Genomic DNA, 10,970 nt, shown 5'->3' on the forward strand with positions numbered 1-10,970 from the left:
ATGAAGGACAACAAACAAAGACTATCCTCTTATTTTATGGGAATTTGTTCCCACAAAATGAAGGAGTGCTTTCTCGACTAATAGTACAACTTGTCCATTAATCATTTTGCAGACTCAATCTGTTAGATTATTGCTCTGCGAAATGATTCCTGTTTTTTTTTGTTTATGGTGCTAGATTTACCTCTTGTATTTCATCTATATAGATATAACTAGAGAAAGGATGAGGATTGATACTTTATAAAGAAGTATAAATCTTTTTTGAGGTAATAAAAATAATACATGAAACAATGAAAGCATTAAAGAAAATTACATTTGGACGAGTTTTGGGTTTTGTCGCAGTACTGTGTCTAAGTTGGGTGACTATTCTCATTACTAGCGAATCTCGTTTGGGACGTGGAAGTACAGAATATCTGGGTGACATCTATAGTAGTGAGTGCCATTCTTATATAAAAGATGGAAAATATAGAATTGAAAATATGGTTACTGGCAAAACTACGATTAAAGATATTGATTGGTTGTTGAGTGCGGAGTCTTGTAAAGACACGCTAGTGGTTTTCTCGAAGAATAGGAAACGTGGTTATTTCAATCGTTTCACTGGTGAGGCTGTAATTCCGGAACAATATACACATGCTTGGGTCTTTTCCGAGGGATTGGCTGCTGTTGTGTCGAATGAAAAGGTTGGATTTATAGACCGTCAAGGAAAGACAGTCATCGACTTTCACTTTCCTTATTTGAAAGATAATGCGAAAAGTGTTGCGTTTGTTTTTCGCAATGGATATAGTAGCATGTACGATGTGTCAGGTAAATGTGGAATAATAGACAAGAAGGGGCAATGGGTGTTGGAACCTGCTTATGATTGCATACATACTCCTCAATATGGAAAGAGAATATTTGATGTTGGCAAATTTAGTGGCGTTCTTGACGATTCTTTACAGATACTTCTCTCTCCAGAATATAAATATATTCAGTTATTAGAGCATTATATAATTGCTGATAAACAGGATGGAAGTCAGGTGCAGATTGGCTATGATGGAAAAGTGCTAAATGAGAATATTTATAGTGGTGTTACCATATTGGAATATGACAGTTTTGAGAAAACGAAAGAGGGAGGGGAAACGATCAGGAAATCTACGGGATTATATAGTTATAGTGTATATAATAGCTATGGTTTGATGGGACAAAATGGTAAACCCATAACTCCGGTTTTATATGATAATATTACGGCTATTAATAAAGACCTGTTTTTGTGCACACTAAAAGATAGCTATTCAAGTGTTATCATAAACAGACAGGGAACCGTTATTCGTAATGAAGCAGCTGATTTGCATTAAGTATAGTAGTTTGAAAGTAGAAAATATAAAAATAGATGTATATTATGGAAACGAATAATCGTAGTCAACGGGAAAAGACAATGAGAAATTTTATTTCAGGCAGTGAGTTTGCTGCCATACGGATTTCTTCTGTAGTTGGGGATCAGAACGATATCTTTTTATGTACGACTGCAACGGGAAATTTGCAATTGATCCGTTTAGGTGAGATTGGGTATTTTCGTTATAATTCAAAAGGAAGGCAATGGGAAGCCATGTTGTATGATGGGCATGTCTTAAAGTTGAAAAGAAGTGTAAACTCACAAATGATTTTGAACTATCATCCTTTTTTGACACAGATTAGCCAATCTTTTATTTTAAATATCAGTTATCTGGTACTAATAAAGGAGAATAATTGTGTCTTGCTTCCTCCCTTTAATACTGTGGAAACATTACAGATAACCCCTCCTTTTTTGAGGAAGCTCAAAGAAAAGTATCCGAGTTTCTGAGTGTGAATATTGGGAGAGGGACGAACTGATAGTGATGAGAATAATTAATTGGTTTGTAGATTGAAAAAGAGATTCCAGGGTTGAAGGTATTAGATGGAAAATGATTTTAATTTAAAGCCTACTTCAATCCGAAGAATATTTCTCTTCTTAGTGAGTTTTATATCTAATAATTGAATTGAGATATTGATAGATTCTTGATCCTTATGTACTCTCTTATATAAAACGAATAAGAACCGACTAAATAACTAAGGATATGAGTGCATTAAATGTAGGACAACAGATTCATGATTTTCGAGTAGATGCATTCTTGAAATCAATGTACGGATATGAGCAAACTTATCTGGCTACTAGTGTACAGGAAGAGCATAAGAAAGTTTTGTTGAAATTGTATGATGTAATGGAATTTCCATCCAGGCAATTGTCAGAAGGCGGTACTTTAATGGAGGGGAATATCCGAAACGAAATGTATCATTGGTTTGCCCCTATACATTTGTATGATACTGTATTATTGGATGGGAAAGAATACCATTGTTTGGTTCGTGAATATATAGAAAGCAAGCGTCTCTCCGATTTATTGGCTGAAGGAAAACGTTACTCTTGGGATGAGGCAATGCCCATTATTCACCAAGTGTTGAATGGATTGTCTTGTCTGCATCGGCAAGAACGGGCAATTATCCATAATGATATGACGCCTCGTAACATTTTGCTTTATGAAAGTAGAGAACACGAGACCAAAGTATATATCATTGGTACCGGACATTTATCTTATCGAAGAAGTGGAGTAGCCTCTTTCCCTACCGATGACTTGAACCCATGGTATCGTGCACCGGAAACTTATACGGGGATGTATGATGAACAGTCTGATTTATTTTCCGTAGGTGCCTTGTTGTATGAGATGCTGACAGGAAAAGCTCCTTGGCAGACAGAACTGCCGGATTGTTCCTGCGATACCAGGCTTTATAAGAAAATAGTCAAAAAAGCCCGTGAAGCAGAACTCCTGTTCCCGGAAGAATTGATGCTAACCGATGAACAGCAAAACACGCTGAAAAAAGCACTGGCATTGGATTATGAAAAAAGATATTATAATGTGGAAGCCTTTAAAAAAGGGCTTGACGGAGAGATAGCGGTCGTTGAAAAGACGCCCCCGATACCAGTAGAGCAGGAAAACGCCTCTTCTTGGGATGAAAAGATAAAAAAGCAGACAGGAAACGGATTTGCAGATGTAGCCGGAATGGAGGAGGTGAAACAGATATTCTATAAGGATATATTGTTCTTGCTCAAGAATAAAGAGAAAGTAGAAAGATACAAACTGAAAATACCGAATGGTACATTACTGTATGGTCCTCCGGGATGCGGAAAGACATATATTGCAGAGAAATTCGCTCAAGAGTCCGGTTTGAATTTCATGATGGTAAAAGCGTCCGATCTTGGTTCTATCTATATTCATGGCATGCAAGGTAAGATAGCCGAATTATTTGATGAGGCTGAAAAGAAGGCACCAACTGTGATTTGCTTCGATGAATTTGATGCAATGGTACCAGACCGTTCGAGGATGGATAATGTAGGGCAATCCGGAGAAGTAAATGAATTTTTAAGCCAACTCAACAACTGTGCGGAAAGAGGAATATTTGTGATAGGAACTTCCAACCGTCCCGACAGGATTGACCCGGCTGTGCTTCGTACCGGTAGAATAGATAAGCTAATCTATATTCCATTGCCCGATAAGGAAGCTAGAAAATCGTTGTTTGTCTTTCAACTGAGAGATAGATGGTGTGAGGAAACTATCGATTGCGAAATATTAGCAGATAAGACTGCGGGGTATGTAGCCAGTGATATCACGTTTATAGTTAATGAAACGGCATTGGCAGCAGCTATGAAAGATATTCCAATTTCACAGGAACTCTTGATGGATGAAATAGGAAATGCCAGGCAATCTGTGAATAAGGAGCAGATCGAAGTTTACGAGTCTATGTATGCCAGACTGGAATCGGGCAGGATAGAGGAACGGAGGAGGATTGGTTTTGCCGCCTATAAATAAAATGTTCAACTTAAATAATTAGAATGATGAAAACAGTAGAAAAAGTTTTTGAAGCGCTGAAAAATGAAGGCTTAGTTCCTGTAATGGAAAACTTTGGCATCTCGTTTAAATTCCAGATGACAAACTATGTTTATATGGAGGACGAAAATGATGAAAGTTTCTTCAATCTGTTGATTCCGAATATCTATGATGTGAGTGAAGAAAATGAACTGGAAGTGTTGCGTGCTATCAACAATGTCAACAATTCGATGAAAGTTGCCAAACTCGTTATCAGTAACGATAGTGTGTGGGTATGTTTTGAGAATTTGTTGGATAAAGAACACAAGATGGAAGATCTGGTTCCGGTCGCCGTTTCAACATTGTACCAGGCCCGGCAACGCTTCTATGCTGCTTTGAAAGAAGAATAGAAATGTTATGAAACGAAATGATAGCCCGGATTTTGTAGGTTTGGAAGAATTGAAGCGCAAACAACGGGAACAACTTTATAACTTTGAATGCTGGGCTGCATCAGGTAAATGGAATGAATTCCACCGTCATCATTATGATTGGTGGATGTTTCCATATAACCAGCCAAGTTCGTATGGGGAAGCCTATACGGTCTATGATTATGAAGTCAATCTATTGAAAAAGAATTCGATTTTTGTACGTCGTTATCTGCGCGGAGTGGAATTGCTTCTGTTATCGTGGGGATGGAAATTGAAAGATCACAAGATGGTGGATAATCCGGATCTTTTTCAGGATTGGGCGGACTGGCCTATTCGTTTGTATAAATGCGCTTCTTCTTTGTTATTATTTGGTTTTGAAAAAGAATTTGAATCGGTACGTACGTATGCTTTGCGCCTGATATCCGAAGAAAAGAATTTTTGGTATGATGGAAAAGATTGTTCGGAACTTTTTCGTATGGAGATCCTGAATATGAGTGAGCTTTCTGAATTCTAGTTTTAAACTCAATTACTTGGATAGCTCACTTAGATTTTTTACTTTTGCTTTTATAATTGAACTCCTGATTTCTTCTAAAACCAAGAGACTCTTTTAAAAGATTGGTAATAACCTTTGTAAAGTATGAGTGAACATGAACGATGAAAAAGCCTACCAGTTTGGTAAGTCAAGATTGATAATCAAATTCGGAGATCTTACTTCGGCAGTGACGGATGTTATTGTTAGTTCTGATGATGCTTATCTTTCAATGGGTGGAGGAGTTTCTGCATCTATCCTTAGAGCAGGTGGAGATGTGATAGCGAGAGATGCCCGGAAAAACGTTCCTTGCCAGATGGGGGATGTGATAGTTACATCAGCAGGGAAGTTGGAAGCAAAATATGTGTTCCATGCGATAACGATAGACTGGTCTCAAAAAGACGAATTTACAGTAGAGAAATCCATTAACAGTATTATTAAAAAGAGCTTGAATGTATTGTCCGTTCTGGGATTGAAGAGCATTGCTTTTCCTGCAATAGGTACTGGAGCTGCGCGATATAGCCTGGAAGACGTTGCTCACTTTATGTCAATGGCTATTTCAGAGTTCCTGTCCAACTCCGATGAAGAATTAGAAATTTATATCTATCTGATGGATCGTTATGGCAGGAGAACAGCGATTGATTATATTGTTTTCTTCGAGCAATTTTATCGTAGAATGTTCACTTCGGGGGTTGATATAGCCGAAGTGAATCCGGCTGAAACAGAAGCCCATGCCAAACAGTGGGATATGAAATCAATGCGGTTGAATCATTTGAATAGTTATCTGATAAAACTCGAAGAGCAGCGAATGAACTTCGAGATGAAACTTATCGAGGCTATTGAGAAAAATGATAATGAACAGATCAAGACATTGCACTATCAACTCGATGAGAACAATAAAATTAGATACTCGTGCATGCGAGAGATAAAAGAGGTGGAATGTACGGATGCGCTCAATAGCAGTTTTAAATCGGTTTTCCTGAGTTCAACATTTGAAGACATGAAAGAATATCGTAAGGCAATCATTGATCGGATTATAAAGCGCAGGATGGTTCCGATTTGCATGGAAAATTGGGGCGCTAATGCCAATAAAGTCACTTCTGTGATAACAGATGAAGTGAAAAAAGCAGATATTTATCTTGGTATATTCGGAACACGATATGGATATGTCGATGAGAATACTAATATGTCGATGACCGAGATAGAGTATAGGGAAGCACTGGCCTCCAATAAACCCATATTGGTCTACATTGCCAAAAATGCGAAAGACGATATAACAACAGGAGACAACAGTCAGAAAATGTTGGAGCTGTTGACTGAAATTGAGAAAGAGCGAATAGTTTACTATTTTAATTCCATCGATCAGCTCGGAGAACAGGTTTTTGCAGACTTGGAACGATATATTAAATAGTAGTGACAAACCTCGTTTCATCGAACACATTTGCTTCAGAATACCATAAAAGCAACCCTACTGTACTTCAATGTCTTTGTCCGAACCCTGATAACCTCAAACGAATTATTCATAAATTTTATCCAAAAGAAGAGAAAAGAATAAAATAAACAAGAGACGTCGTAACAACCTATCCATAAAAAGATTATATTTATTGCAGCGAGAGAGCACTTTAAGTAATGCTTAAGAGGAAAAACGAAAAGTAGTATATATACTATATATTTTCTATTATTAATTACTTAAACACATTTTTTATGGAAGCCAAGAAATCAAAAAAGGCTGCAATTGAGAATCAACGGGGTTCTTGGTTGTTGATGGGTTTGGTTGTTGCGCTAGCCTTCATGTTCGTTTCGTTCGAATGGACACAACATGATGTCAGAGTTGCAGCACTATCACCAGATGATGAATCCATCTTTGTAACAGAGCTAGTTCCAATCACATTCCCAGACGAGAAACTGGAACCGCCTCCTCCTCCCGAAACTAAGGTAACAGAATTGTTCGAAATAGTGGAAAACAATATGGAGGTGACGGATAACGTTTCTACAGTGTCAGAGGATATGAATGCAGTTCGTGACGTTATTTGGATACCCCCAGTGGTAGAAACAGAAACGGTAGTTGAAGACATTATTCACGTAAGTGTTGAAGTCATGCCGGAGTTTATTGGAGGTACAGCTGCTTTAATGAAATATTTAAGTAGTAATATCAAATATCCAACGATTTCGCAGGAAACAGGTTCACAAGGAAAAGTCATTGTTCAGTTTGTTGTAGACAAAGACGGAACGATTTCCAATCCTGAAGTTGTGCGAGGGGTTGATCCTTATTTGGATAAAGAAGCTATCCGCGTGATAAGTTCTATGCCGAAATGGACTCCCGGAGTGCAAAATGGTAAGAAAGTTCGAGTGAAATTTACTGTACCGGTATCATTCAGACTACAGTAGTAACTTGGAATAAATGAGTATGAGGGTCGGTTCTTTATGGGAACCGACCCTTTTTCAATAAAAAAATATATCTTTGTCGGGAGAATAAAAATACGAATGATTGTTTTATGAATCTTCTACTCTGTATAAAAAGACCTTTTATCTGGCTTTCCCGCTTTCGTTATCGTTGCGGATATGGCGTACATTCCCCTTTTGCTTTTAGCCTGATTACCGATGTGATTTATGAGAAGATGCCTTACTATGCCTATTCTTCTTTGAAAAAAGAACAAAAAAAGATGATAAGAGAGCGTGGGTGGACTAAAGGTTCTCAAAAGGTAAACCGTTTCCTGTTCCGGTTGGTGAACAAAGTGCAGCCTGCTACGATTATAGAAGTTGGGCGTCCTTCGTCCACAACCCTCTACTTACAATCTGCTAAACCATCGGCTTCCTACCTCTTTGCTTCCGACTTGTCGGAACTGTTTCTGGATGCAGACACTTCAGTCGACTTTCTGTATCTGAATGACTACCGGAATCCCAATTTACTGGAAGAAGTCTTCTGGGTTTGTGCACATCGCACCACTCCTAAAAGTGTATTTGTAGTCCATGGCATCTGCTATTCCAAAGAGATGAAAGCACTTTGGAAAAAGCTGCAGGCTGATGAAAGAATAGGCATCACCTTCGACCTCTACGACGTCGGTTTACTATTTTTTGATAAAACGAAGATAAAACAGCAGTATATTGTCAACTTCTAAGAACCTTTGTACGTTTACCTTATAATAAGTAAAAAAGAAGATTATGAAAAAGAGCCTTGTATATACAAAGACCGGAGATAAAGGAACTACCAGTCTTGTCGGCGGAAGTCGCGTTCCAAAGACCCATATCCGTCTGGAAGCTTACGGAACTGTGGATGAACTAAATTCTCATTTAGGATGGTTGAATACCTATCTGCAGGATGAATCAGACCGTGATTTCATCTTGAGTATTCAGCATAAGCTATTTGCCATCGGTTCACACCTGGCCACCGACCAGGAAAAAACGCAACTGAAGGCTGCCAGCATCATAACTCCCGAAAACGTGGAGAATATTGAGCGGGAGATTGATAAGCTGGACGAGCAACTGCCCGAACTTTGCGCTTTCATCATTCCCGGCGGAAGTCGTGGAGCAGCCGTTTGTCATGTTTGCCGTACTATTTGCAGGAGAGCCGAGAGGCGTATTCTGACTTTGTCCGAAACTTGTACAATTTCTCCCGAAGTATTAGCATTTGTCAACAGATTATCAGATTATTTGTTTGTATTATCCCGAAAAATTAATTTTGATGAGCAAAATAATGAAATATTTTGGGATAATAGTTGGAAATGATAGATTTTATTATACTTTTGCCGAAAAATAGAAAACGAGACAAATTTAGTATTCATTTTAAATACTCAAGATTATGTATTGGACATTGGAACTAGCATCAAAACTTGAAGATGCTCCCTGGCCGGCAACCAAGGACGAATTGATTGATTATGCCATGCGTTCGGGTGCTCCTCTTGAAGTTATTGAGAATCTCCAAGAGATGGAAGATGAGGGCGAAATCTATGAGAGTATCGAAGATATTTGGCCGGATTATCCTAGTAAGGAGGATTTCTTCTTTAACGAGGAAGAGTATTGATTTAAAAAGACCGAACATATAAGAATGCCCGATAACCTTTGCAAGAAGGCTATCGGGCATTTTTTTGTTTGTTAGCCTAATGAAAAATATCAGTCCGTTTGTATAGGATATTATTATTAAATTCGTATTTTTGGTGCAAAACTCCTGCAATGAGTAGCAATGAGATCTCAATAGAACAAATAAACAAGCTGGATGCAGCAGCCTTCCGACTACTTTATAAAAGCTATTATAAAGGATTGGTTTGTTATGCGATGCGGCTGATAGAACTCTCCGAACCGGCGGAAGACATTGTGCAGGAATTGTTTTCCAATATCTGGGCCAAGAAAATGGTTTTTCAGTCATTGGTGTCGTTTAAGGTTTATTTATATAACTCCGTCCGGAATGCCTCACTTGATTATCTGAAACACAAAAATATAGAAGGTAGCTATTTACAGAAAATGCTTGATGCTCATCCGGTTTATCGGACAGGGGAAGAGGATGAAGAAGGCTTTTTCAGTGAAGAGGTCTACCGCCAGCTTTTTGAAACGATCGACGCTTTGCCGGAACGTTGCCGGGAAGTGTTCCTGATGTACATGGAAGGCAAGAAGAATGAGGAAGTGGCTACGGCGCTTCATGTTTCCATTGAAACAGTGAAGACCCAAAAGAAAAGAGCCATGTCTATTCTTCGGAAGAAACTGGGCGCCTATCAATTCTTATTACTTCAGCTGTTGCTTCCATAAGATTAAGATCATATACTCGACTGACTACATTTGTTAACACCCGTTTGCAATGAACAAAATGTTCACTGTATGCCTCTGATTTTGTGCAAAAAGAACCATATCTGAATTTGAAAACTATCTTTTTAAAGAAAAAAGTTCAGAAACCTGTCCCTCACTTTTTCTCTTGAGTCGTCTTTGATATAAATAAGTCTGAAAATAATATGATGAAGCGTAAAAGAAGCATTAACTCCATTATCCACGATCAGTTGCTGGGATCTACTTCGGAAGAAGACAGAGAACAGTTGCAGCGCTGGCTTGATAGTTCGCAGGAAAACAGAGAGAACTATGAACGCCTGATGCGTGAGAATTGTCTGGCAGACCGTTACCAGGAATTTGCCTGGGTAGACGAAGAGCGCGCCTGGAAAAGATTTCAGGAAAAACACTTCCCTGTCCGGACTTTCAACTGGGGAAAGTTAGTGCGTTATGCCGCTATTTTCATACTGCCTTTGATAGGACTTGCCGTTTGGCTTTGGGGAACCTATCAAATGGATTCTAAACCTATATTGTCAGAAGAGACACGTGTGGCAATGACTCGTTCGGAACAGATGGGAAAGCAGAAAGCAACGCTTGTTTTGACGAATGGCCAACAGATGGATCTGAAATCAGCACCTGTCAGTCAGGACACGGTTGCCCGGTTGCTCGCTCCGCCACCGGCAGTAGTTCCGGCCGAAAAGGATCAGCCTGTGGAGGCGCCTGTTGCGGAGAACAATAAATTGTCTACGTATGATGACAGTGAGTTTTGGATGACGTTCGAAGATGGTACAAGAGTACATCTGAATTATAATACAACTTTAAAATATCCACCACATTTCACCAGCAACAGCCGTACGGTTTACCTGGACGGTGAAGCCTATTTTGAAGTAGCCAAGGATAATAAACGCCCCTTCCGGGTAGTGACGGCCAACGGAGTTGTCCGGCAATACGGCACCTCTTTCAATGTCAATACTTATATGAACGGAGTTACGAAAGTGGTGCTGGTAGACGGTTCTGTCAGTGTATTGCCCAATTTGGGAGACGAATATAAGATGAAGCCCGGAGAGTTGGCTGTACTTCATGCTGCCACGCAAGAAGTACAGATCAGCGAGGTAAATATCGAACCCTACGTTGCGTGGAATAGCGGACGTTTCGTTTTCGATAATTGCTCGTTGGAAAGTTTAATGAGCGTGATATCCCGTTGGTACAATAAAGAGATTGTTTTCGAGTCGGAAGATATCAAGAAGATACGTTTTACGGGGGATATTGACCGTTACGGCAACATAGCACCCATATTAAAAGCGATACAACGCGTCACCCACCTGGAGATGGAGGTCAGAGGAAAAAGCATAATAATAAGAAAATAAACATATTTACTACCACTAATACTATACTAAAAAAAGGAGGACA

12 protein-coding genes are annotated in these 10,970 nt (G+C 39.1%); all 12 read left to right on the forward strand.

Features of this window, described 5'->3' with window-relative positions:
• The first annotated feature begins 287 nt into the window (after positions 1-287).
• The 12 genes from NQ505_RS07700 to NQ505_RS07755 all read left to right on the forward strand — a co-directional run bounded on the left by NQ505_RS07700 (position 288) and on the right by NQ505_RS07755 (position 10,927).
• Positions 288-1,331 (forward strand): WG repeat-containing protein, encoded by a 1,044-nt coding sequence (locus NQ505_RS07700; RefSeq protein ID WP_008997796.1) that lies wholly within the window; start codon positions 288-290, stop codon positions 1,329-1,331.
• Between the two features lie 44 nt (positions 1,332-1,375).
• Positions 1,376-1,816, forward strand: a complete 441-nt coding sequence (locus NQ505_RS07705; RefSeq protein ID WP_008997797.1) for a hypothetical protein — start codon at positions 1,376-1,378, stop codon at positions 1,814-1,816.
• A 253-nt stretch (positions 1,817-2,069) separates the two neighbouring features.
• Positions 2,070-3,854 (forward strand): AAA family ATPase, encoded by a 1,785-nt coding sequence (locus NQ505_RS07710; RefSeq protein ID WP_008997798.1) that lies wholly within the window; start codon positions 2,070-2,072, stop codon positions 3,852-3,854.
• Positions 3,855-3,877: 23 nt separating this feature from the next.
• Positions 3,878-4,261 carry a hypothetical protein gene (locus NQ505_RS07715; protein ID WP_229065752.1) on the forward strand — a complete coding sequence of 128 codons (384 nt, stop codon included), beginning with the start codon at positions 3,878-3,880 and terminating at the stop codon, positions 4,259-4,261.
• Positions 4,262-4,268: 7 nt separating this feature from the next.
• Positions 4,269-4,793, forward strand: a complete 525-nt coding sequence (locus NQ505_RS07720; RefSeq protein ID WP_008997799.1) for an opioid growth factor receptor-related protein — start codon at positions 4,269-4,271, stop codon at positions 4,791-4,793.
• 133 nt (positions 4,794-4,926) lie between these two features.
• A complete protein-coding gene (locus tag NQ505_RS07725) occupies positions 4,927-6,219 on the forward strand; it encodes a macro domain-containing protein (RefSeq protein WP_008997800.1) in 1,293 nt (430 codons plus the stop codon).
• Between the two features lie 293 nt (positions 6,220-6,512).
• Entirely contained in the window at positions 6,513-7,196 is a 684-nt protein-coding gene (locus NQ505_RS07730) for an energy transducer TonB (RefSeq protein ID WP_008997801.1), read from the forward strand.
• Positions 7,197-7,303: 107 nt separating this feature from the next.
• Complete coding sequence (locus NQ505_RS07735) at positions 7,304-7,927, forward strand: hypothetical protein (protein ID WP_008997802.1); 624 nt, start codon at positions 7,304-7,306, stop codon at positions 7,925-7,927.
• Positions 7,928-7,970: 43 nt separating this feature from the next.
• Complete coding sequence (locus NQ505_RS07740) at positions 7,971-8,534, forward strand: cob(I)yrinic acid a,c-diamide adenosyltransferase (RefSeq protein WP_008997803.1); 564 nt, start codon at positions 7,971-7,973, stop codon at positions 8,532-8,534.
• Positions 8,535-8,607: 73 nt separating this feature from the next.
• The gene (locus tag NQ505_RS07745) at positions 8,608-8,829 is read left to right on the forward strand and encodes a DUF2795 domain-containing protein (protein WP_002558131.1); all 222 of its coding nucleotides are present in this window, start codon (positions 8,608-8,610) and stop codon (positions 8,827-8,829) included.
• Positions 8,830-8,978: 149 nt separating this feature from the next.
• Positions 8,979-9,548: an RNA polymerase sigma-70 factor gene (locus tag NQ505_RS07750; RefSeq protein ID WP_008997804.1), complete on the forward strand. Its 570-nt coding sequence runs from the start codon at positions 8,979-8,981 to the stop codon at positions 9,546-9,548.
• Between the two features lie 200 nt (positions 9,549-9,748).
• On the forward strand, positions 9,749-10,927 hold the full coding sequence (locus tag NQ505_RS07755; RefSeq protein ID WP_008997805.1) for a FecR family protein: 1,179 nt from the start codon (positions 9,749-9,751) through the stop codon (positions 10,925-10,927).
• The last annotated feature ends 43 nt before the right edge of the window (positions 10,928-10,970 follow it).

This window comes from Bacteroides sp. D2 (genome assembly GCF_025147085.1).
Classification (GTDB): domain Bacteria; phylum Bacteroidota; class Bacteroidia; order Bacteroidales; family Bacteroidaceae; genus Bacteroides.

Coding starts and splice junctions, on each gene's coding strand:
- NQ505_RS07700 (WP_008997796.1), top strand. CDS start 288: ATGAAAGCATTAAAGAAAATTACATTTGGACGAGTTTTGGGTTTTGTC.
- NQ505_RS07705 (WP_008997797.1), top strand. CDS start 1,376: ATGGAAACGAATAATCGTAGTCAACGGGAAAAGACAATGAGAAATTTT.
- NQ505_RS07710 (WP_008997798.1), top strand. CDS start 2,070: ATGAGTGCATTAAATGTAGGACAACAGATTCATGATTTTCGAGTAGAT.
- NQ505_RS07715 (WP_229065752.1), top strand. CDS start 3,878: ATGATGAAAACAGTAGAAAAAGTTTTTGAAGCGCTGAAAAATGAAGGC.
- NQ505_RS07720 (WP_008997799.1), top strand. CDS start 4,269: ATGAAACGAAATGATAGCCCGGATTTTGTAGGTTTGGAAGAATTGAAG.
- NQ505_RS07725 (WP_008997800.1), top strand. CDS start 4,927: ATGAACGATGAAAAAGCCTACCAGTTTGGTAAGTCAAGATTGATAATC.
- NQ505_RS07730 (WP_008997801.1), top strand. CDS start 6,513: ATGGAAGCCAAGAAATCAAAAAAGGCTGCAATTGAGAATCAACGGGGT.
- NQ505_RS07735 (WP_008997802.1), top strand. CDS start 7,304: ATGAATCTTCTACTCTGTATAAAAAGACCTTTTATCTGGCTTTCCCGC.
- NQ505_RS07740 (WP_008997803.1), top strand. CDS start 7,971: ATGAAAAAGAGCCTTGTATATACAAAGACCGGAGATAAAGGAACTACC.
- NQ505_RS07745 (WP_002558131.1), top strand. CDS start 8,608: ATGTATTGGACATTGGAACTAGCATCAAAACTTGAAGATGCTCCCTGG.
- NQ505_RS07750 (WP_008997804.1), top strand. CDS start 8,979: ATGAGTAGCAATGAGATCTCAATAGAACAAATAAACAAGCTGGATGCA.
- NQ505_RS07755 (WP_008997805.1), top strand. CDS start 9,749: ATGATGAAGCGTAAAAGAAGCATTAACTCCATTATCCACGATCAGTTG.